20 protein-coding genes and 2 pseudogenes are annotated in these 22,194 nt (G+C 56.8%); 15 read left to right on the top strand and 7 right to left on the bottom strand.

Annotated elements, in window-relative coordinates:
- Window positions 1–262 precede the first annotated feature (262 nt).
- Both ACQZ5Y_RS24260 and ACQZ5Y_RS24255 read left to right on the top strand, forming a co-directional pair.
- Window positions 263–1,117, top strand: coding sequence for a transketolase (locus ACQZ5Y_RS24260; RefSeq protein ID WP_121557947.1), 855 nt, complete (start codon window positions 263–265; stop codon window positions 1,115–1,117).
- A complete protein-coding gene (locus ACQZ5Y_RS24255; protein ID WP_121557824.1) occupies window positions 1,114–2,088 on the top strand; it encodes a transketolase family protein in 975 nt (324 codons plus the stop codon). The genes ACQZ5Y_RS24260 and ACQZ5Y_RS24255 overlap by 4 nt, the downstream gene beginning before the upstream one ends.
- A gap of 83 nt (window positions 2,089–2,171) precedes the next feature.
- On the opposite strand, the gene ACQZ5Y_RS24250 is transcribed toward ACQZ5Y_RS24255, so the two are convergent.
- Together ACQZ5Y_RS24250 and ACQZ5Y_RS24245 are read right to left on the bottom strand one after the other, a co-directional pair.
- Window positions 2,172–3,650 (bottom strand): NAD-dependent succinate-semialdehyde dehydrogenase, encoded by a 1,479-nt coding sequence (locus ACQZ5Y_RS24250; RefSeq protein WP_121557825.1) that lies wholly within the window; start codon window positions 3,648–3,650, stop codon window positions 2,172–2,174.
- Between the two features lie 17 nt (window positions 3,651–3,667).
- Entirely contained in the window at window positions 3,668–4,702 is a 1,035-nt protein-coding gene (locus ACQZ5Y_RS24245) for an L-idonate 5-dehydrogenase (protein WP_121557826.1), read from the bottom strand.
- 79 nt (window positions 4,703–4,781) lie between these two features.
- On the opposite strand from ACQZ5Y_RS24245, the gene ACQZ5Y_RS24240 reads away from it, so the two are divergent.
- The 11 genes from ACQZ5Y_RS24240 to ACQZ5Y_RS24190 all read left to right on the top strand — a co-directional run bounded on the left by ACQZ5Y_RS24240 (window position 4,782) and on the right by ACQZ5Y_RS24190 (window position 14,505).
- Complete coding sequence (locus ACQZ5Y_RS24240; RefSeq protein WP_121557948.1) at window positions 4,782–5,615, top strand: shikimate dehydrogenase family protein; 834 nt, start codon at window positions 4,782–4,784, stop codon at window positions 5,613–5,615.
- Window positions 5,612–6,682, top strand: a complete 1,071-nt coding sequence (locus ACQZ5Y_RS24235) for a glycerol dehydrogenase (protein WP_121557827.1) — start codon at window positions 5,612–5,614, stop codon at window positions 6,680–6,682. The genes ACQZ5Y_RS24240 and ACQZ5Y_RS24235 overlap by 4 nt, the downstream gene beginning before the upstream one ends.
- A gap of 2 nt (window positions 6,683–6,684) precedes the next feature.
- Window positions 6,685–7,494 carry an SDR family NAD(P)-dependent oxidoreductase gene (locus tag ACQZ5Y_RS24230; RefSeq protein ID WP_022557605.1) on the top strand — a complete coding sequence of 270 codons (810 nt, stop codon included), beginning with the start codon at window positions 6,685–6,687 and terminating at the stop codon, window positions 7,492–7,494.
- A gap of 101 nt (window positions 7,495–7,595) precedes the next feature.
- The gene (locus ACQZ5Y_RS24225) at window positions 7,596–8,591 is read left to right on the top strand and encodes a mandelate racemase/muconate lactonizing enzyme family protein (RefSeq protein ID WP_174060389.1); all 996 of its coding nucleotides are present in this window, start codon (window positions 7,596–7,598) and stop codon (window positions 8,589–8,591) included.
- Window positions 8,588–9,055 (top strand): VOC family protein, encoded by a 468-nt coding sequence (locus tag ACQZ5Y_RS24220; RefSeq protein WP_022557607.1) that lies wholly within the window; start codon window positions 8,588–8,590, stop codon window positions 9,053–9,055. The genes ACQZ5Y_RS24225 and ACQZ5Y_RS24220 overlap by 4 nt, the downstream gene beginning before the upstream one ends.
- A gap of 53 nt (window positions 9,056–9,108) precedes the next feature.
- Window positions 9,109–9,783, top strand: coding sequence for a GntR family transcriptional regulator (locus tag ACQZ5Y_RS24215; protein WP_022557608.1), 675 nt, complete (start codon window positions 9,109–9,111; stop codon window positions 9,781–9,783).
- Window positions 9,784–9,858: 75 nt separating this feature from the next.
- Window positions 9,859–10,446: a glutathione S-transferase family protein gene (locus tag ACQZ5Y_RS24210; RefSeq protein ID WP_121557829.1), complete on the top strand. Its 588-nt coding sequence runs from the start codon at window positions 9,859–9,861 to the stop codon at window positions 10,444–10,446.
- Window positions 10,447–10,620: 174 nt separating this feature from the next.
- The gene (dctP, locus tag ACQZ5Y_RS24205; protein ID WP_174060390.1) at window positions 10,621–11,607 is read left to right on the top strand and encodes a TRAP transporter substrate-binding protein DctP; all 987 of its coding nucleotides are present in this window, start codon (window positions 10,621–10,623) and stop codon (window positions 11,605–11,607) included.
- A gap of 77 nt (window positions 11,608–11,684) precedes the next feature.
- The gene (locus ACQZ5Y_RS24200; RefSeq protein WP_121557831.1) at window positions 11,685–12,191 is read left to right on the top strand and encodes a TRAP transporter small permease; all 507 of its coding nucleotides are present in this window, start codon (window positions 11,685–11,687) and stop codon (window positions 12,189–12,191) included.
- A gap of 66 nt (window positions 12,192–12,257) precedes the next feature.
- Window positions 12,258–13,550: a TRAP transporter large permease gene (locus tag ACQZ5Y_RS24195; RefSeq protein ID WP_121557832.1), complete on the top strand. Its 1,293-nt coding sequence runs from the start codon at window positions 12,258–12,260 to the stop codon at window positions 13,548–13,550.
- A gap of 175 nt (window positions 13,551–13,725) precedes the next feature.
- Window positions 13,726–14,505, top strand: a complete 780-nt coding sequence (locus tag ACQZ5Y_RS24190) for an IclR family transcriptional regulator (RefSeq protein ID WP_121557833.1) — start codon at window positions 13,726–13,728, stop codon at window positions 14,503–14,505.
- A 141-nt stretch (window positions 14,506–14,646) separates the two neighbouring features.
- Here ACQZ5Y_RS24190 and ACQZ5Y_RS24185 read toward each other — a convergent pair.
- Window positions 14,647–15,361: pseudogene (locus tag ACQZ5Y_RS24185) on the bottom strand (IS6 family transposase).
- A 57-nt stretch (window positions 15,362–15,418) separates the two neighbouring features.
- On the opposite strand from ACQZ5Y_RS24185, the gene ACQZ5Y_RS24180 reads away from it, so the two are divergent.
- Entirely contained in the window at window positions 15,419–16,132 is a 714-nt protein-coding gene (locus ACQZ5Y_RS24180) for an AbiJ-related protein (protein WP_162995353.1), read from the top strand.
- Between the two features lie 133 nt (window positions 16,133–16,265).
- Here ACQZ5Y_RS24180 and ACQZ5Y_RS24175 read toward each other — a convergent pair.
- The 4 genes and pseudogenes from ACQZ5Y_RS24175 to ACQZ5Y_RS24160 form a co-directional block, all read right to left on the bottom strand.
- A pseudogene (locus ACQZ5Y_RS24175) lies at window positions 16,266–17,213 on the bottom strand (IS630 family transposase).
- A gap of 87 nt (window positions 17,214–17,300) precedes the next feature.
- Window positions 17,301–17,903, bottom strand: a complete 603-nt coding sequence (locus ACQZ5Y_RS24170) for a short chain dehydrogenase (RefSeq protein ID WP_121557834.1) — start codon at window positions 17,901–17,903, stop codon at window positions 17,301–17,303.
- A gap of 96 nt (window positions 17,904–17,999) precedes the next feature.
- The gene (locus ACQZ5Y_RS24165; protein ID WP_121557835.1) at window positions 18,000–19,022 is read right to left on the bottom strand and encodes an aldo/keto reductase; all 1,023 of its coding nucleotides are present in this window, start codon (window positions 19,020–19,022) and stop codon (window positions 18,000–18,002) included.
- Entirely contained in the window at window positions 19,019–20,380 is a 1,362-nt protein-coding gene (locus tag ACQZ5Y_RS24160; protein WP_121557836.1) for a lactonase family protein, read from the bottom strand. The genes ACQZ5Y_RS24165 and ACQZ5Y_RS24160 overlap by 4 nt, the downstream gene beginning before the upstream one ends.
- Before the next feature lie 102 nt (window positions 20,381–20,482).
- Here ACQZ5Y_RS24160 and ACQZ5Y_RS24155 point away from each other — a divergent pair, with 102 nt between their 5' ends.
- On the top strand, window positions 20,483–21,451 hold the full coding sequence (locus ACQZ5Y_RS24155; RefSeq protein WP_121557837.1) for an AraC family transcriptional regulator: 969 nt from the start codon (window positions 20,483–20,485) through the stop codon (window positions 21,449–21,451).
- The last annotated feature ends 743 nt before the right edge of the window (window positions 21,452–22,194 follow it).

Here is a 22,194-nt window from a genome sequence, read left to right as displayed (position 1 = left end):
CAACTGATCAAGTCGTAGAGTGAAGCGACTGGATTTTTTGATCGGCATGCCAGCGTGTGTGAGAGTTATTTAGGGAACGCCGTTTCAAGCGCCTCCAAACCAACGAAATCTAACATCATATATGATGCATGATGCTTGACGCATGATATTCGCTCAGCTATCTTCATATGGCTGCTGGTGGAGGCCACAGCGGAGGACTGCCAGTTAATCTTGGCCCGCCGGATGCCGGCGCCTTCTAACTTTAAAAATGTGGGATTTGTTCATGCAGAACACCGAACTTGGGGCGGAGCAGATTGCCTTGCTCGAGGAGAGGGCGAAGTTCGTCCGTCTGGAGACCATCCGGCTCATCAGTATTGCGAAAGTCGGACACTACTCGTCCGTCTTTTCCTGTGCCGAGATTTTCTCCTCCCTCTACTATGATGTGATGAATATCCGACGCGGCGAGCCGAAGTGGGAGGAGCGTGACCGCTTCCTCATGGGCAAGGGTCATGCGGCAGTTGGGCTGTTTCCGATACTCGCCGATCTCGATTACTTTCCGAAGGAATGGCTCGACGACTACACACGTCTTGGTAGCCCTCTCGGCGATCATCCTGATATGCGCAAGGTACCCGGCGTTGACTTCAGCTCTGGCTCGATCGGCCACGCGCTTTCAAACGGCGTGGGCATGGCGCACGGTGCACGTATCCAGAAGCAGCATTTTGACGTTTTCGTCCTTCTCGGGGACGGAGAAATGCAGGAGGGACAGGTTTGGGAAGCTGCACTGAACGCCTCAAGCCACGGTCTGTCCAATGTTATCGCGATCGTCGACCGCAATGGTTATCAGTTGGATGGCAAGGTTGATGACGTGATCGCGATTGAACCGCTGGATGAGAAATGGCGCTCGTTTGGCTGGGAAGTTCATGTCGTTGATGGTCACGATATCGTCGAACTGACCCAGAAACTTCGCGAGGTGAAGGCAGACCGCGGCCGGACGAAACCGTGCTGTATCATAGCAAAGACGCTTAAAGGCAAAGGGATCGACTATATGGAAACCGAGCCCGGCTGGCATCTCGGCTGGCTTGCCCCAGACGATGAAGAACGTGCACGCCAGACAATTCTTGACGGAGTCCTATCATGAATGCCCCGCAAAACCCGCAGTCCTGGCAGTACCGTGATTTGAACAAAAAGGCGCCATCTCTATCCGTGCTCTCGGACGCGCTGATCGAACTGGTCGAGGCTGGTCATCCCATTGCCGCAGGCACCGCAGATCTCCAGCACTCAAACGGTCTTGTTGCCTTTGCAGAGCGCTATCCCGATCGTTTCGTCCAGTTCGGCATCTCGGAGCAGAATATGGTCTCCGCAGCCGCCGGCATGGCCACAACCGGTCTTATCCCATATGTCGCGACCTTCGCTTCGTTCATTGGCCTGCTTGCGTGCGAGCAAATCCGCATGGACGTTGCGTATTGCGCTCAGCCGGTGAGGCTCATCGGTCATCATACGGGAATTTCAATGGGTTTCTACGGCACGTCGCATCATGCCACCGAAGACATTTCCACCATGCGTGCGATTGCCGACCTGACTGTCATTTCTCCGTCTGATGGCCAACAGTACAAGCAATTGCTGCTAGAGTCGGCTGTCTACAAGGAGCCCATCTATTTCCGTACCCATCGTGGCCACGATCCGGTGATCTACGACGACACGGAGAAATTCCGCATCGGCAAGGCGAAGGTCCATGCCATCGGAAAAGATCTCACGATCATTGCCTGCGGCATGCCCGTCCATGGTGCAAAAGCGGCCATGCAGGCGCTCAATGCAAAGGGCCACTCGGTCGGCCTGATCGATATGCATACGATCAAGCCACTGGATGTCGATGCGGTTCTGGAAGCGGCTAAGGGTTCCCGGACTATACTGACCGTTGAGGAACACAATATTCTCGGCGGATTGGGCTCTGCAGTTGCCGAAGTGATGGCTGAAAACCCCGGCACTGCACGGCTTGTGAGGCACGGGATCATGGATGAATACAGCCTGATTGCACCGCCAACGCACCTTTACCGGCACTACAAACTCGATGCAGCTGGCATCGAGGAAGTGGCATCTCGCTTCGTCTGATCACGAAAGCTCCAGGATCAATAACGGCAACAAAAAAGGCGGTTTCGAAAGAAACCGCCTTTTTATTTGATTGTTGGGAGCGATCAGCTCCCAATGCCCCCCAGGCAGATATATTTGAGTTCCATATAATCCTCGATGCCGTATTTCGAGCCCTCGCGGCCGGTGCCAGACTGTTTTATGCCACCAAATGGTGCAACCTCCGTGGAAACCAGTCCGGTATTGACGCCGACAATACCGTATTCGAGCGCCTCTGCGACCCTGATGACGCGAGACAGATCACGGGCATAGAAATAGGCGGCCAATCCGAAAATCGTGTCATTGGCCATTTCTATGACGTCCTCAACACTGCTGAAGCGGAAGACCGGGGCGAGCGGCCCGAACGTTTCTTCACGTGCAACCGCCATGTCCTGACTGACATCACGCAACACCGTGGGCCGGAAGAAGCGTCCACCACGATCATCTTTTTGACCGCCAACGACAAGGGTCGCCCCTTTCGACAGGGCATCCGCGACGTGCTCCTCGACTTTTTCCACCGCAGCGTTGTCGATCAACGGTCCGATTTTCGTTTCCGCAGCCAGCCCATCGCCGATCTTGAGATTGGTCACGGCATTCGCCAGTTTCTCGACAAAAGCTTCGTAGATGCTGTCATGGGCGTAAATGCGGTTGGTGCAAACGCACGTCTGACCTGCGTTGCGAAACTTTGAGAGGATTGCACCTTCGACGGCTGCATCAATGTCCGCATCTTCAAAGACGATGAAGGGTGCGTTTCCACCAAGCTCGAGACTGAGCTTTTTGATCTGGTCCGAAGCCTGGCGCATCAGGATACGGCCAACTTCCGTTGATCCGGTAAAACTGAGTTTTCTGACTTTCTCATTCTCGCAAAATTCGGCGCCGATCGCTGAACTGGAGGCTGACGTTAGGACGGAAAAGACGCCAGCGGGAACACCAGCGCGTTCCGCCAGTACCGCTAGCGCAAGTGCTGAAAGCGGTGTCTGTTTCGCGGGTTTCGAGATGAATGTGCAGCCGGCAGCAAGTGCCGGCGCTGCCTTTCTGGCGATCATTGCGATCGGGAAATTCCAGGGGGTTATGGAGCCCACCACCCCAACGGGCTGCTTGATGACCATGATGCGTTTGTCTTCGGCATGACCCGGTATCATGTCACCATAGGTGCGTTTGGCTTCCTCAGCGAACCACTCGACATATGCCGCACCGTACGCAACTTCGCCTCGCGACTCCGAAAGCGGCTTGCCCATTTCCGTGGTGAGAATGATGGCCAGATCCTCCTGATTTTCCATCATCAGCTCGAACCACTTGCGCAGGATCTTGGAGCGCGCGCCGGCCGTCAGCGACGCCCATTTTTTCTGGGCAATGTGAGCGCAGTCAATGGCGCGCGCGGCTTCCGGCCGCCCCATGTCCGGTACGACCGCTATTGTCTGACCGGTAGCGGGATTGTCGACAGCCAATGTAGCGCCGCTGTCGGCGGTTGCCCATTGACCCGCAATGAAGGCTTTGTCTGTAAGCAGGCTCGCATCATTGAGCCGGGATCGAAGATCGTTTGTCATTTTTTGCTTTACCTCTTTTATGCGAATTCGAGCATGACCTTGATGGCCTGCTGCCTGTCTCGGGCGAAGGCAAACGCATCATCGGCGCGCTCAAATGGAAATGTTCGCGAAACAATCGGCCGAACGTCGATCGTGCGGTCCGAGATTAGCTGGACAGCGAGATCGAATTCGCTGTCGAACCGGAACGAACCCCGAAACGTAATTTCCTTGGTGATCATTGGGTTTAATTCGGCCTTGATCTCGTCCGGTAGCAAACCCACCTGAACAATCGTTCCACATGGCTTGGTAACACCAATGGCCAACTGCATTGCAGCCGGACTGCCAGAACACTCGAAGACCACGTCGAATTGTCCCCTATCGCGGAATTCTTCCTCCATGACATCTGCCGCGGAGACGTTCCAGACCGCTTCCGCGCCCAACTTATTTGCAATTTCGAGCGGCATGTCGGCGATGTCGGTAGCCGAAATCGCGTCGGCACCAGCGTGTCTGGCTGCAAGAAACGTGAGCGCTCCAATTGGCCCAAATCCCGTTACGAGGACACGCTTTCCGCGCAAATCCGGCGCCTGGGAGACGGCGTGAAGGCACACCGCAAGCGGTTCGGCGCAGGCCGCCTCCTCAAGCCCAGCCATTTCGCCGACTGGGACTGCCTGAGCCGCACGCACCACAGCATACTCACGAAAACCACCATCAATATGGGGGGTCCGCATGGCGCTGCCCATAAAACGCATGTCCGAGCAATGTCTGGACATACCCTTTACGCAGAAGGAACACGTGCCGCACGCGAGCGATGGATTGACCGCAACCGCCGTGCCGACAACGATACTGGAGACACCGGCCCCAAGACGCTCGACGACGCCTGAGAGTTCATGTCCTGGCACCATCGGAGCTTTGATGCGCACTGTTCCGAAGCCGCCGTGGTGGTAATAGTGCATGTCGGAGCCGCAGATGCCGCCTCGGTGAATTCGCACAAGCACATCACCTTCACCCGGTATCGGTATCGGCCGATCTTCGATCACAAGATGATGGGGTGCGTGTAATACAACAGCCTTCATTGTTCCTCCCGGAGACTTTAGCGTTGACGGCAATCAAATATCATGCATGATACGTGATGACAATGCGAGGGAGGCGCAAATGGAGATTAACGGGAGAACGCAAGTTCTCGTTCACATAGCGTATCCGTCGGCGCATTTGCGAACGCCACAGCTCTTCAATGCGCGTTGCGCCGAGCGCAGGCTGGATGCAGTACTGGTGCCCTGGCAAGTCCATCCCGACAATCTTGCGGGTGTGATGAACGCGATGCGTGTCAGCGAGAGCGTACCTGGCGCAATCATAACGATTCCCCATAAGGAAAAAGTGGCTGCCTTGTGCGACAGGCTCGAAGGTCCAGCAGCATTGCTCGGCGTTGCAAATGTCGTCCGCAAGGAGGATGACGGGGCGCTGGTTGGGCGCATTCTCGACGGTGAAGGCTTTACCGGCGGGCTGAGCCGCACCGGGCGCAATCCCGCAGGAAAACGGGCGCTCCTGATAGGAGCGGGAGGCGTTTCAGTCGCTATAGCCGATGCGCTCCTGGCATCAGGCGTTCGCGAGCTTGTTATCAGCAACCGCACTGAGTCTCGTGCCAATGCGCTTGTGGAACGGTTAACACCGCTCTATCCCGCCATTCCCATCAGTGTCGGGAAAGCAGATGGCACGGGCTTTGACCTGGTAGTCAACGGAACGGCACTTGGCATGCACGATAACGATCCACTGCCTATAGATCCAGCTACGCTGGAGCGCGGGACTATAGTCGCCGAGGTCATCATGTCCCCCCCGGTCACGAGACTTTTGCAGGAAGCGCGGTTGCGTGGTGCGACGGTCCACGAAGGCGTTCATATGCTGACGGGTCAGATAGATCCTTTCATTGATTTCGTCGTCCGAAACGCTTCGGGCGAGCATTTTTCGAATATCCGGAGAGAAAAAGCATGATCATTTTTGGAGCTCCCCGCCGCTACATTCAGGGGCCAGGCGTCCTTGCAGCCATTGGTAAAGAACTTGCGGGTTTCGGCACTTCCGCGATCCTGCTTGCCGACGACAACGTCAACAAGATCGTCGGCAAAGCCGTTACCGACAGCGCGAAGCAGGCCGGGGTCACAGTCACAGATCTTCGTTTTGGCGGTGAAATCACCTATGCCGAAATCGAACGGCTCGTGGGTGAGGCGTCAGGCGCGAAATTCGATGTGGTGATCGCAGCCGGTGGCGGAAAGACCATCGATACAGGAAAACTGGTGTCGAAAGCTCTGAAAGCAGCGTTTGTTTCGGTGCCAACAGTTGCCTCGAACGATTCTCCCACCAGTCATATCGCCGTAGTCTACGACCGCGATCACAAGCTGGTCGGCGTCGAGCAAAACCGTTCTAATCCTGATCTGGTGCTGGTCGATACAGCAATCATCGCAAAGGCACCCCTCAAACTCCTGTCCGCTGGCGTGGGTGATGCACTCGTCAAGCGCTTCGAAGTCGAGCAATGTGTTGGTGCGAAGGGTAACAACGTCTTCGGTGCTGGCTCGCCGCGTTCTGCTCTTGCGCTTGCTCACGCCTGTTACGATACGGTGCGAGACCATACTGTGGCCGCCTACCAGTCTCTTGAGCGTGGTGAACCGGATGAACATCTGGAAGCACTGGTCGAGGCCTGCGTTCTAATGAGCGGCCTGGCATTCGAAAGCGGTGGGCTTTCGGTCTCGCATGGCATGACAAGAGGTCTGTCAGCCGTACCAGGCGTCGCCAACGCGCTTCACGGTCACCAGGTTGCCTATGGGCTCCTCGTCCAACTCGTCCTCGAAGGGCGTGACGACGAGTTCATGGCGGACATGTACAATTTTTACCGGGAGGCCAGATTGCCACTGAAGCTGGCTAATCTCGGCCTTGAAGATCGATCGAATTCGGTTGTCGACACCATTGCGACCGTGTCGGCCGAGGCCGCGCACATGAAGAAGTTTGCTAAGCCGATTTCTGCTGAAGACATTGCCCGCGCCATCACAGTCATCGAGGCCGCCTGATCATGATCACAGGAACCGAACTTTTCTCCTTGAAGGGCAGGGTTGCGCTCGTGACTGGTGCCGGGCGTGGCATCGGGTATTCGTTCGCCAAAGGACTTGCTTCGGCCGGCGCGCATGTCGTTATCAACGACATCAATGCCGATAACGCCAATGCCGCAGTTGAAAGTCTGAGGGCCTCAGGTTGGAGTGCCGAAGCAGTTACCTTTGATGTGACTGACACACCAGCTGTTGCCGCAGCCGTCGATGGTATTGTAGAGCGCAATGGCAGGCTCGACATCCTGATGAACAATGCCGGTATTCTTATTCGAAAGCCGGTCGAGAGCCATGACATGGATGACTGGAACAAGGTCATCGCCATTAATCTCAGCTCGCTCTATGGCGTTGCTCGGGAGTGTATCCGCCACATGCGCAAGCAGAAATATGGCCGTATCATCAATACCGCTTCCGTCATGGCCATAAGCTCGCGGCCGGGTGTGATCTCCTATGTTGCTGCCAAACATGGGGTGGTCGGCATTACACGCGGATTGTCGGCAGAGCTCGGATCCTGTGGTATCACCGTCAATGCGATCGGTCCTGGCTATATCCTGACGGATATGAACAAGAAGGTATTGGGAACCGGGACATTCGAGCAGCAGGTCATCGACCGCACGCCGCTGGGACGTTGGGCTGAGCCGGATGAGCTCATGGGATCGGCAATTTTCCTGGCGTCCGAAGCGGCCAGTTTCGTGACCGGTCATGTGCTGATGGTTGATGGTGGCATGACAGCCAACGCATTCCTGACAGAAAGTGCAGATCTGGGCGCAGCAAGCTGATGACGATAATTACGCAAATCGAGGCAAGGTCTGTCTGTATTCCGCTGCAGAAACCGGTTCAGCTTGGACCTCTAACCATTGTACAACGGGACTATGTCGTCGTGCGGCTGGTGCTTTCGGATGGATCGGAAGGTTACGCATACGGTTACGATCGTGGCCTCCCACTGTTCGATCTGGTTGCCAGAGCCGCCAGACTTTATCCTGGCGAAAAAGCTGCCGACCGAAACCGGCTCCGCAAGCTTGCACTGGGGCCGACCCCCGCACCACGTGCAGCGATGATCCGGGGTATGAGCCTGTGCGATGTTGCCTTGTGGGACGCATGGTGTGTCTCCATCGGCCAGCCACTTTTCAATGTCTTGGGCGCAGTCCGTGATAGAGTCGCTGTGATGCCGGTGATTGGCTACGGCATGACACCGCAACGGGCCGCAAAAGAAGGCGCCAGTCTCGCAGCTCGCGGGTTTAAGACCATCAAGTGCATGATTGATGGCCATGACTTTGAGGCTGATAAGGCAGTCATGGAAGCTCTGGCCGCCTCGTTGCCGGCAGGCGTTAAATTCGGGATTGATGCGCATTGGTCGTGGACAAGTATTGATCAGGCGCTTGCATGGTGCCGGCTCGCGGAAAAGCTTGGTGGTGTTTTTGTGGAAGATCCGTTCGCGCCAACACAAGTCCATGCCATCGCATCACTGTCAGCACGTCTCGATATTCCATTGGCGGTTGGTGAGGATGTCATCGATCTGGCCGGGTTCCGTGATCTCTCCGCGGCAGGTGGTATTGTCCGGGTCGATGCTTCGGTGAGTGGTGGCATCACCGGCGCGGTCGAAGCGATTGCAGTTGCCCGCGCCTTTGACAGACCTGTCATTCCGCATGTTTTTGCGGGCCTCCACGCGCAACTGGCGCTGGCGTTCGATACGGTCCGCTGTGTCGAACTGATCATGCCGGAAGTTGGTGCCGATCCTATCGATCAGTTCTTCCTGTCTCCCCCGATTGTGGAGAACGGAGAGGTCGTTGCCACTGGGCGGCCAGGCGCAGGGCTGGCCCTCGACTGGGACCGTCTGGCTCCTTACACAAACCGTCAGGAAATTTTCTTAAAATGACAGATCAGCAATACCTCGAGAAGTGGGGACAATCCAGCCTTGACCATACTGGTTGGATTACCCCTGATATCGATCGCTCCGTAACCTTTTGGACCAACGTCATGGGCTTTGAAGCAAAGCCGGTCGGCGAGCGGCGTGAGCCTTGGATCTCACGCTTTATGGGGGTTCCAGGTGCTAAGGTGAAACTGGTGCATCTCTACGGTCATGGCGGCCATATCGAGTTCATTGAGTTCGAAGAGCAGGACACGCCGTCTATTCCTCGCGGGAGCCAGCCTGGCGCGGCTCACATTTGCTTGAGAATCAAAAATGTCGAGGCGCTTCGCGACGATATTCTCCGTCATGGCGGATCCGAGCAAGGCCAGCTGGCCGAAATAACCGAAGGCATCGCGGCCGGCTTACGCGGGCTTTACATGCGTGATCCACATGGCGTGCTTATCGAGTTGGTCGAGCTACCCAGATCATAAAGAAGTATGTTAGATCATATATGATTTGTTCAGTTGCCAGAAAGGAAACCGCATTGGCCCAGAAACCTCTTTCGCGGGAGAACCTATCGACACAGCTTTATGGCAACTTGCGCACGGCCCTTATGGATGGCCAGTACGCTCCTGGCCAACGCCTGACAATATCGGGTGTTGCGGAGGAGTACGGGACTAGCATCACTCCAGTGCGAGAGGCTATTTTCCGCCTTGTTAGCGAGCGCGCACTGGAAATGCGTGCTGCGACCTCCGTTCAGGTACCCGATCTTTCTCCACAGAGCCTGCGTGAGGTGCAGCGCATCCGTATGGAGCTTGAAGGCGTTGCTGCTGGGCGCGCGGCCGAGCTGGCGACAAAGGCGGACATAAAGGCGCTAAAGTCGATCAACGCGGAGTTCATCAAGGCAGCTGCCACAAGTCCAGAGCGCGCAAGCCTTCTGAACCGCGATTTTCATTTCGCTATCTTGCGTATGGCACAGTTGCCGATCCTGGAAAGCATCTGTGAAAACATGTGGGTTCTTATGGGACCCTTTCTTCGCACGTTCCACGACCGCATGCCGGTGAGGCAGCTTTCGGGCGACAATCACAAGCATTATGACCTGATTGCAGCGCTGGAAGCTGGGGACGTAGAGGCAAGTCGCGCCGCCATGCAGGAGGATATCCTGTGGGGTGAGGAGATGGTGCGTACCCTCGAAGCAGAGCGCAAGACCGCCGTCTGATTAATCCTGAATTTCTGAATTTTATGGCCGTCGGTGACCTCATCGGCGGACGCTTTTTCACGTCTGGAGAACCCTATGAAACTTCTTTACGCAGTTCCTTCGCCCTATTCCCGTAAGGTGAGGGTGGTGGCACACGAGCTTGGTGTGCCGCTTGAGCTCGTTCCCGTCAACGCGATGTCAGACGACCGCGCCCTTGGTGCGATCAATCCCCTGAACCGTGTGCCGGCACTGCTGGCGAACGATGGTACCGCCTTCTTTGATAGTCCTTTGATCAGTGAATATCTTGATGTCACCTATGGTCCGAAGCTCTTTCCGCTTGAGAGCAGCGCGCGTTGGCGGGCGCTGTCGCAGCAGGCACTTGGTGACGGGATCATGGATGCTGCTGTCCCACGACGCCATGAAACCCTTCGCCCGACAGAGCAGCAGTCCCCTGAGCGGATCAGGCTTTACAGGCGCTCCATAGATCAGGCGTTGGCGCGTCTTGAGGACGAGGTAGCAGAACTCTCCCGTTTTCATGTCGGTACGATCTCGATCGCCTGTGCGCTCTCTTATCTGGATTTCCGATTTTCAGCCGATGCTTGGCGCGATCGTCATCCCGCACTTGGCCGGTGGTTGGAAGGGGTTTCGCAAAGACCGTCCATGCAGGCCACTTTGTTTGAATAAGACGCAGCCGTGGGCCGGCGGCGGGCTTGACGTCGAAAGAATATGATGCATGATATATGACTGAGGCCAAGAGGAGTGAGTGTCGCTGGAGGAGCAATGCGTCGCTCACGACCACTGGTCGGGATCGTATTAACCGTGCCGGGGAGGCACGACACGTCCATCGGGAGGAAATATATGTTGAAATTGACACGTCGAGCCGTCTCAGCGGGTGTTGCAATCAGCCTTGCAATGTCCTGTGCGTTGCCTGCATTTGCACAATCGCCGACATTGCTACGCATGAACATGGTTGTCTCCAATCAAGACAAGACATTTCCACTCTGGCAGGGTTTTGCAAAGGAACTGGAGGCTGCCTCCAACGGAACCTTGAAAGTCGAGATATTCCCATCAGAATCACTGGGAAAGACGGTCGACGTGATCGATGCTGTTTCCCGCGGGGCACCAATCCTGCAGGATTCTGATCCGAGCCACCTGTCCAATTATGTGCCCGATTTCTCCACATTCATGGCACCTTATCTGGTGAAGAAGCCTGAGGACATCGAGAAACTCTGGACGTCCGATACCGTGAAGGCCATGGAGACCAAGCTTGCCGAAAAAGGCTTGAGGGTTGTGACACTCGTCTACTTTGGCACCCGCCACCTGCTTTCCAACCGGGTGATCAAAACCCGGTCCGATACGGCGGGCATGAAGATCCGAAACGCTCCGACGAAAATGTGGAACGAGGTCTCCAAGGTTCTCGGTGGCAATCCGACGAACACAGCTTGGTCGGAAGCCTACAGTGCACTGGAGCAGGGTGTTGCTGATGGAGTGGAGGCGCCGCTGTCGTTGCTCTACTCCTCCAAGCTTTACGAGACACGTCCAGACATCTCGTTGACCGGCCACCTTGTCGCAACCACGTCGATCCTGATGAGCCAGAAAGTCTATGACGCTTTGCCGGACGACGCAAAGAAGGCCATTGATACGGTCGGGCGCGCGGAGCCTGCCAAACGAATTCCAAAAATCCAGGCTCTGGAGACGGAATTCCGCAAAACCCTTGAGGACAAGGGCATCAAGTTCAACGATGTCGACAAAGCTTCATTCCTTGAGGCGGCAGCGCAAGTCCCGGCCAGCTTCCCCGAATGGACTCCCGGTGTCTACGAAAAGATGGCTGAGACCATCAAGTAGGACCGCAGCTTCTAAGTGCAGCAGACCCGGTGTCTGGCATTGCCAGGCACCGTCACTCTACATCGGGGTCGATAATCATGAATACCATAAACAGGATAATGGGAGCCTTCGCCAGGCTTGAAGCTTACGTATCGATGGCAGCATTTGCGGTCATGGTATCTGTGATTTCCATCAATGTGATCATCCGTTTTACCACCGGCAACTCCCTCGTGTTCACAGAGGAAGTCGCCTATTTCGCCTTCGGCTATTCCGTATTTTTCGGACTGTCTTTCCTGTTTAGAACCCGCGCCATGATCGCAGTGGATCTTGTCGTCGACATGCTGGGCGATCGCAGCAGATTTGTAGCGAACATCGTCAGCTATGTGATTATGGTCGTCATTTGCGGGTACTTTTTCTACCTCAGTGCGGGTTTGGCGCTGACAGGCTGGGTACGGCGCACGGCCTTCCTGGATATTCCCTACTTCTGGGTCAATCTTGCGCCAGCCGTCTCGTTCGCTCTCATGACGTTCTACAGCATCGTTTTCCTCGGAATGCTTCTCAAGGGAGAAGAACTACCGTCCGTCGACCTTGAAGAGCAAATGTAGGCCAAGGGCCATTCCCGCAATTTCTTTCAGTTTTATGCTCTCGCAAGGGAGCCTATGGGGGCTCAAATGAGCTTTACGTCGTATCTGCCGCTTTTTCTGCTATTCGGTTTATTCATTCTCCGTGTTCCCGTTGCGCTTTCACTCATCGGTGCTGCGGCGTTCTACTTCGTTTTCGTCAACAGCCTGATGCCGACCGATACGATGGTCACGAACCTCATGGCGAATACGGAAGCCTTTTCCTATCTGGCCATTCCGCTGTTTACCTGTGCTGGTGTCATCTTCAACTATTCCGGCATCACCGAAAAGATACTGAAACTCTCGAATGTGCTGGTCGGCCACTACACCGGTGGCATGGCGCAGGTGAATGTTCTCGTCAACATGCTACTCGGCGGGCCCTCCGGTTCGGCCAATGCGGATGCTGCCATGACCACGAAGATGATCGTGCCGGAAATGACGCGCCTTGGCTACGACAAGGGTTTTTCGACCGTTGTTACTGCAGCGTCGTCGTGCATCGCGCCAATCATTCCGCCCGGTATTATCCTGATCCTCTACGCACTTGTCGCAGACGTATCGATCACGCGGATCTTCTTTGCTGGCTATCTTCCCGGATTGCTAATCTATGTCGCAATCGCGATCACAGTTGCAATCATCTCGAAAAAACGTGCCTACAAGCCGAGCCGCGACAGTCGTGCGTCCTGGCGAGAGATTGGTATCCAGGCACTCGATTCAAGCTGGGCGCTTTTCCTTCCGATCGTCATCCTCGGTGGGCTGCGCTACGGTTTGTTTACGCCGACTGAAGCAGGCGCAGTCTGTGTGATCTATGCTATCCTTGTCGGAGCCTTCGTCTATCGTCGTCTGCGCTGGGCCGATGCTGCAAAAATCCTGATGGAATCCGCTCTGGCAACTGCTGGCGTCATGTTCCTTATCTGTGCTGCCACAGTGTTTTCTGCCTATCTGACTTGGGAGGGCATCCCGGGAATGGTGGCAACTGCGTTGACCAGCAGCATTTCCGATCCTCTTTTGATGTTGCTTGTGATCAATCTCATCCTGCTGCTTGTAGGGGCCTTTTTCGAAGGCGGATCTGCAATGATTTTGATGGCACCGCTGTTCGTGCCAGTCATTCTGGGGATGGGTATTGATCCCGTTCACTTCGGGATCATCATGTCGATCAACCTGACGATTGCAGGTTTCACTCCACCGGTCGGGACGATGATGTTCATCACGATATCGATCGCCAAGGTCAAAATCGGCCACTACATCCGCGAGAGTTGGCCTTTTCTGTTCGCCTTGTTGGTCGTTCTCTTTCTCGTCACCTACATCCCTTGGATTTCCCTCGTCGTACCTCAGATGTTCCTTTGATCCATGGTGCTTTGAGGCAAGTCGTTCTCAGGTCGCAGGTCGGGTCGATTATCTCTAATCTTGATCGACCGCTGCGGTCCTTTTCGAAAACCGGACGCTTTTTAGGGTGTTGCCCCGATTTCAACGAAAGCGCATTCCTTTCGCGGGTCCGTTTCACAGTTCTTGCGGAGTATTCATGAGCAAACGCGCGGCATCCTCACTGGCCTTGGAAAGCTCTCAGTCAAATGTACCTGCATTGCGCCGATCTGTTGATATTCTTGATATGGTTGCCGGTGCGGAAGGTGCGCTAGGTGCTGCTGACATTGCCCGGCTGCTTTCATTGCCCAAAAGTACTACCCACGGGCTTTTGAAGGTCCTGGTCGAACTTGAGCTGCTCCGCAAGCTCGAAACTGGACGTTTCCTTGTTGGCGCCCATCCGACGCGCTGGACCAAGAGTTTCGACACAGAATTTGAAATCGTCTCGAAGTTCTACGCGCTGCTCTCTGAACGATCCGATTTTCGCGTCTGTACGATTACGTTGACTGTTCTTGATGGCAATGATGCCGTTTCCATTGGCTCCAGCAATGCGGACCGCTCAATAGCCCTCACTTTTCCGGTAGGAACAAGATTACCGGCGTGTTTTTCGGCATCTGGCAAAGTTCTTTTGTCGGAACTGTCAGCGATCGAGTTACACAGCATGCTTCCAAACGGGTTGCCCGCACCTACGACATTGCTCAGTACCAGAACGATGGAGCAACTGGTAAAAGAACTGGCTGAAACGCGCGAGCGTGGCTTCTGCTTTGAGCAGGGGCAGGTGAGGGAGAGCGTGAGTTCCATTGCAGCGCCGGTCCGTGATCCCCACGGAAGGACGGTGGCTGCAGTGTGTGCGAGCACGTTCTCGTGCGAGATCGGACCCCAGAACATGGATCGGATTAGAGAGATGGTTGTCGAATTCGCGAACCGACTAACCGGATAACCTTGCGGTGACCGCACCGTACCCAGGGCAAACCACCAGGGATGTCGGACATGGTCCGAGACGGGATGCTCAGTACTGCTGGCCCTCGGGTGGCGTCGCCTTAACCGAGTTTGGGATGCGGTAGTCTCTTCGGCCTGAATTTCACACGTCAATCGACAAAGCGATTTCTCGCCAGGTCGAGATGGCGTGAGCGCGAAGCTGGCGATGGTCGGCGGCGGTCAGGTATTTCCGGTGAAGAAGAAAAAGATTGCCGATCTGGCCATGCGTAGACACGAAACGTTGGCATTGCCGGGCCGACTTGAAGCGCCACCATACGCCGTTCGCGTCGTCGCACGGGAAGATGTGAATTTTCGGCGCGGTTATTGATACCCTTGTGGGAACGATGCTCGACGCCCGGCATCAATTCGGCCTTCGCGGCAGAGTAGGAACGCAGCTTGTCGGTGACCATAACCCGTGGGGCGATGCCTTGACACCTGAGCAACTTGCGCATCAGCCTCAGGGCTGCCCGCTTGTTTCTCCGGCTTTGCAGCAAGGCGTCGAGGACGTAACCGTTTGCATCGACGGCCCGCCACAGCCAGTATTTCTTACCCTTGATCACCACCACCATCTCATCGAGCTGCCACTTGTCGGCAAATTGACCGCGGGACCGCCGACGAAGCTGATGGGCGAATTTGAGGCCGAACTTCGCAGCCCATTCCGAAATGGTCTGAAACGAGACCTCAATGCCGCGCTCGGCCAGTAGATCTTCGACGTCTCGAAAACTGAGCGGGAACCGATAGTAGAGCCATACGGCATGGGCAATGATCTCGGCGGGAAAGCGGTGGCGTCTGAAGTGGGCGAGCGGAGTTTCGGTCATAAGGGCCGGATATCAAATCGATCCCAACCAAGCGGTTAAGGCGACGCCACCCGCAGGATCCTTGAGGCAGACGATCCGCCCCTTTCCCAGATCACGCGGCGGGACATCGCGCGCGCCTTAGGGAACGATATCGCCGGCGACCGCACAACGGTCGAGGTGGTCGGACGCTATTTCCCTCTCTCCTCGCCGATTGACGATTTCCTTGGAAGCAATGGCCGAAGCCTTCGCAACCAGATTGATCGGCATATGGATCAAAATCCTGGCGACTGGTCGGTAGAGCACTTGTTCGGTCAAGTCGGCGCACTCATCTGCTCTCGGGCACGGTTCGGCGCTTTGCTTGAGGAAGCTGTTCACCCGCTCTCCCGATCGGGTGACGAACAGGTGCATACGGTCGAGGCACTCAACAGGATCCTTGCGCGCGACGGCTACGAGCTGTCCCAGGAAAGCGAGCTTTCCGGCCATCCGATCTTCGCTTTTCGCGCGATCGTGCGTGGTGTCGGCGGGCGGCCAAAGAACCTGATCTTCGCCTCCCGTGGCGTAAAGCCCGAAATCGGGTTCGCCGACGCCATCAATAACGACATCGTCATTCTGTCCGGTGAAGAAAGCTGCCTGATTTACGACCGGCCGATCAGCGCAAACGGCCTTCTATGGTCCCAGCTTGTTTCGTGGTGGAGCGAAATTGCCTCGGGCGCAAACGCTGCAACTCTCGGAGGCACGTGGCCCCCTGAAGCGTTCAGCCGCTTGCAGTTTTGCCTTGGCTGTAGCGACTGAAACGATCTCGCCTAGCCTGCTGACAAGATGCGCTTTTGCAACCGCATTTACGTCGCGATCTATTACCGGACGGTCCATGATCTGACCTCATTTCGAGAGTTGCTCAGTCGATTTCGACTAGAGCGTTTCCCTTTCATGTTGAATCGTATCCGCAAGAGTTGAAGAAGTTTCTCGCTTCTTGAGGCTCGACGAATTCGATGAGTTGTCCGATCCTGTCCCATAGGCCAGATACGGTACGCTCGGCGGCCTTGCGCAGGAGCGCTTTCAGTTTCGAGAATGCCTTTTCGATGGGGTTGAAGTCCGGGCTGTAGGGCGGCAGGAACATCATTCGCGCTCCGGCCGCCTCGATCATCTCACGGGCTGCCGGTCGCTTGTGACTGGAAAGATTGTCGAGAATGACAACGTCGCCAGGCTTCAAGGTCGGGACGAGAACCTGCGCGACATAAGCCTCGAACCATTCTCCATTGATCGGCCCGTCAATCACGAGCGGCGCGACCATTCCGGTGTTGCGCAGGCCAGCCACGAGCGTCGTGGTCTTTCGGTGGCCGTGAGGAAAGCCCATGCGTAGCCGCTCTCCCCTGTTGCACCGCCCATGGGTGCGCGCCATGTTCGTTGCGGTCCAGGTTTCATCAATGAAGACGAGCTTGGCGGGATCGAGGTCCAGTTGATCATCGAACCAGCGCTGGGCGCTGCTCCAGGAGATCGGGGCGGTTCTGCTCTATCGCGTGGCCAGTCTTTTTTTACGTGTCTGGCCATGCCGGACGAGGAACCGATGCAGCGCCGACTTGCTGATCAGGATAGTCTGAGCGCAAAGAAAGTCGCGGAGTTCGAACAGCGTTCCGTCGCGATGCTCGCCCAGCCATCTCATGATCGCATCCGCATGCGCTTCGGTTTTACGGGAGTTCCGATCACCACCGAGAGGACCAGGTCGGACGTCACCCTGGCGCAGTTGCAGATTGCGCCAACGGCTGACGCTTGCTGCACTCACGCCGAAACGTTCGGCAGCTTCCCTATGGGTTGCACCACCGGAAACGGCGGCGAGAACCCGAATGCGCAGATCGACAGAAAGGAATTTCGACATATCCGCCGACCTCCATCGGCAGATAGTTTGAATCAGACCGCCGCTGATTTGCAAAGCCCCACAGATTCACTCAGGCCGGGAAACGCTCTAAGCCCCAATCTGCCGGGGGTCGATGATGGCCCCCGACTGTGAACCTTCGATACTTTGCACATAGGCCTTCGCCACGGCATCGGCGGGCAAGCCCGGCATATCCATACCGTATCGGACCAAAGTCTCCGTCACCCAGGGGGGACTGACGACATTGAGCCGGATACCGCGTGGCAATTCGAGGGCCGCGCCGCGCCCGAAACCCTCCAGCGCCGCGTTGACCATGCTGATGGCGGTACCGCCTGGCATAGGCTCATGCGCCATCGACCCGCCGGTAATCGTGATGGAGCCGTTGTCGGCGATATGCTGCATGGCCATGCGGGCGACGTTGACCTGTCCCATCAGTTTGTCGCCGAGGCTGATTGCAAAATCAGCATCATCCAGATCGGCAAGAGCCTTGAAGGCCGCGCCGCCCGCGGTGGTGACGATCGCGTCAAATGCGCCTAGCTTTGCAAACAGGTTTTTGAGCGACGCCTTGTCGGTCATGTCAGCATTGAGATCGCCATGCGTGCGTCCGACGGTCACGACATCGTGGCGTTCGACAAGTGCCCGCTTCAGCGCCTCTCCGATCGTTCCCGTTCCGCCAATGATCACGACTTTCATTGATTGTTCCTTGTTGATTGTTTCGCAGATTTATTGAGTGGGTTCTAAGGGGGCTTCGGTCGGAGCATCCGTGGGGTGTTTGCCTTTTCGGTCAGATCATGTGTCTGCTGGCACGCGCTGGCTCATGCCGCCCGCCTGAAGCCATCCGGGATAATGCGGACCTGTGTCGCTGACGGCATTCAGTTCCTCCAGATCCTGTTGCGTGAGGGTGACGTCCAGCGCGCCCAGATTATCAGTGAGTTGATCGACCCGACGGGCGCCGACAATGATGGAGGTGACGGCGGGATTGGCGAAAATCCATGCAAGAGCGATGCGGGCGGCGCCGACGCCATGGCGTTCACCGACGATTTTCAGGGTGTCGATGATGTCGAAGGTCTTTTCCCGGTCGATCGGCGGGAATTCGATCTTGTCGCGGCGCGAGGCGCCGTATTCGGAGTTGCGGTCATACTTGCCGGATAGGAAGCCGCCGGCCAGCGGCGACCAGACCATCAGCCCGAGCTTCTGATCCTCGATCAGCGGAATGAGATCGTGTTCCAGATCCCGACCGGCGAGAGAATAATAGGCTTGTACCGATACGAAGGGTGCCAGATTCCGGCGGTCGGCGATGGCGAGCGCCTTCATGATCTGCCATGCAGCAAGGTTGGAGCAGCCGATATAGCGGACCTTGCCCTGCCGGACCGCATCCTCGAGCGTCCGCAGGGTTTCCTCGATCGGCGTTACCGGGTCGAAGCTGTGGATCTGATAGAGATCGATACGGTCCGTCTGAAGGCGTTTGAGGCTGGCTTCGAGAGCCTCCGTCAGATGGAGCCGCGACTGGCCCACCTGGTTCGGCCCCGGCCCCATACGCGCATGGAACTTCGTCGCCAGCACGATGTCGTTGCGTTTCGCCTTGATCGCCTCGCCGAGCAAGGTTTCGGATTCGCCTGCTGAATAGACGTTGGCCGTATCGATGAAGTTGACACCAGCATCGAGCGCGGCATCGACAATAGCTTGCGTTTCCGTCTGATCGAGACCGCCGACCTTGTCGAAGGGAGGAGTGTCGCGTCCGCCAAACGTCATCGCGCCGAGGCAGATGCGCGAAACGAAAACGCCGGTGTTTCCAAGCTGCTTGTATTTCATGTTGTCTCCGTAACGCTCGCAACCGCCTCTGCGGCTGACCTAGTTGGTTTCTTTGCGATCAATCGACGACGGCGATCGTGTGCACGCCGCGCGGTGCGCGAAACCGCTGTTCCGTCCGCTCCAGCGTGGCGCCCTCGGCCACATTCCAGACTTCGACCGCGCCCTTGAGGGCCACATCCTCGCCGCGATTCGCCGACGCCGAGATAAAGCCGGTCGCCCGAGGCATCGAAGGCAAGCCCTTGCGGATTGGTCGCGACAAAGCGCTGCGTGTCGGAATGGCTGAGGCGGCCGCTTTCCGTATCGATCCTGTAGAGCGAAATAGACGCGTGAGGATCGAACAGCGGATCGTCGCCGGGGCGCGACGTGGTGTGGATGCTGGCGATGGCCAGCAACTTTCCGTCCGGGCTGATGGACAAGAATTCCGCCTGATGCCCGCCATGGGTGGCGCCGACCACGATATGAGCCGGCCGCGCGCCGCTGTCGTCGAGAGGCGCCAGCCTGACCGTCGTCAGAACGCCTTGCGAGAGGGTGTCGTAGAGATTGGGAACGTCCAGGCCCCATTGAACGTCGCTGGTCATGAGAAAGCGCCCGTCCGGCGTAAACTCGGCGACATGCGGAAACTTGTTGGCCTGCACTGTTCCCCACGGAGTGAGGCCCGTGATGCGGTCTCCTTGTCTTCCGATGCGGAAGAAGGCGATCTGGGAGCGCAACGGCAAGGTGACGGCCAAGACGTCGCCGGATGGGTGCCAGCGAACCTGATGGGCCGGATCACCGCTGAGGTCCGGGCGCTCCGCCAGATCCAGTGCCACGCTTTGGGGTTCGCCGAGCTTGCCATCGGCGAGCGACAGAAAGACAAGACCGTTCGAGTGTGGGCCGCCGGTTACAACAACCATGTCGCCAGATGGACTGACTGCAATGCCAGAGGGATTGCTCATGACCTGCCGATCGCCGACCAGGCGGGGATTGGCCGGGTCGCGGATGTCATAGGCCCGTAGACGGTTTCCGGGCGGAAGATCTGAAACCTTCAGGCTGCCCTCAGGGCGGGGCCCCCAGGTTTCGGCGACCAGAACCAGCCTGCCATCCGGTGTGACCGCCAGTGTGTTGGCCGGCGAATTCATTGCGTTTGACGCAGGCAAACTACCTAAGGCGGCCGACTTGCCGGTTTGCAAGTCGAAGATCGACAGGGTGTCCGGCTGTCCGAGCGCCGGCCCGAGGTGGCCGTCGTGGTAGCCGGTTGAAACCATGTCCGTATCGGAGACCGCCAGCAGCAGCCTGCTGGCTGAATGCGCGAGTGTTGCTGCGCTCGACATCAGGACAAGGGCAGCCACACCGGCGCAGATTTTTCGTGTACTGCTCATAGAGGTCCTCCCCACGTTTACCGTGTTGATAATTGCGGATGAAATCAGGATAATCTATGCGTCATTCTCCATAAGATCGTCGCCATCGTCCAAGGAATCGGGATGGATCCACTATCGGAAGTTTTTTCCGTGCTCGACATGCGCAGTGCGGCCTCGTCTCGTCTTGAAGCGGGCGGGTCCTGGGGCTTGCGGTTTCCCGCCCAGGCTCATCTCAAATTCAGCACCTTGCTGCGGGGCCGCTGCTGGATCCGCCTTGACGGCGAACCGCCGCAATGTCTTGAGGCGGGTGATACATACCTGCTGAACAATACGCCGCCTTATGTGCTGGCAAGCGATCCCGAGCAGGAAGCCGAGGACGCCGCTCCCTTGTATGCTAGGACACAATCGAATGTCGTCCGCCACCGCGGAGCCGATACCGCGCTGCTCGGTGGTGGGTTTGTCTTTGAAGCCGGCAACGCACAGCTGCTGCTGGCCTCCTTGCCCTCGTTCATTCACATCCGGTCAAGCGAGCCGGCGGCCGCGATCTTGCGCGGCACGCTGGAGGTTCTTGACATCGAACTGGCGGGCAAACACATCGGCTCATCGTTGATGGCCCGCCGTCTGGCCGATATCCTGCTCGTTCAGGTGCTTCGCGCCTACGTCTCGACCCACGGTACGGATAGCGCCGGCTGGCTGGGGGCGCTCGTTGACCGGAGGATTGGCGCCGCCCTCAATCTGATGCATCAGAATGTCGGACGGAACTGGAAGGTCGATGAACTTGCTTCTGCCGCCGGCATGTCCCGTTCCGGCTTCGCGCTTCGGTTCAAGGAGTTGGTGGGTATTCCGCCCCTCGACTATCTGACGCGATGGCGGATGTTCCTGGCTCGGGATGCGCTGCGCAAGGGCGACGCTTCCATCGCAACGCTTGCCGCCGAGCTTGGCTATTCGTCCGAAAGCGCCTTTGCAAATGCCTTCAAGCGAATTTTGGGGCGAGCGCCTAAACGCTATTGGGCAACGCGTGAAGCGATGTTTTCCGGTAAAAATCCGGAGATGCCAGACCGGGATTTGCCGAGGAATTCGCAGATCGGTTAGTCACCGCGTTTCATGATGGCATCACCACAACTCTTTGAATCTCGACAGGATTCCAGAAGGCCACGATGTTAGAGCAAACCCTGTTCAATCTGGATCATATCCATCGGCCTTGAAGTAGTTTTTGCATTCGCGGTAAAGCGAGCCATCAAGTTCCCGCCCGAATCCTTCTGAAGGATTCTCCGCAAATGACGCTTCATTGCTGCGCCCCGCGCTGGATACCGGTTTTTGACATTCGGAGAATTGAGAAGTTCGTCAAGGTCGAAGCAGTGACGCGGACCCGGAACCAAGCCGAAAAGTCGACTTCTACGAGCGACTATGCCAGGCGCTGAGCGAACAGTGCAGAATTGCATCATCCGAGGTGATGGCCGCGATCGTTGCAAATACGATGACGACGGGTCATTCGGGGCTCGTCGTGCACAGTTTGTCGACGGTGACCTCGCCGTCCACCCGGCCGTGCGAAGGTGGGCGTTGGCGGATCCAATAAGCTAATATATCAAACTTGGGCGGTCCGTTGCCCGCTACGGGATGTTTTCGGGCTATGTCCTGCCAATTTTCCGATATTTGGCAGGATTGCAAAACTTAAAGTCTGGATAGCGAAATCTAAACAAAACTTGTCAGGTTAAAACTGCAGGCCTATCCAACAGGGGGAACGCCGTGCAGATTGTGCCTTTGAATGATGACTTTACAACCGCAGGCGTTGTGAAAAAGTGCTCCTTCCCAAAATCCGGCCTGCTCGCTTCGGT

The sequence above is a fragment of the Agrobacterium sp. A3-95 genome (assembly GCF_053521785.1).
The sequence above is the reverse complement of the archived record's forward strand: the minus strand, read 5'-3'. Positions and strand labels throughout refer to the sequence as shown.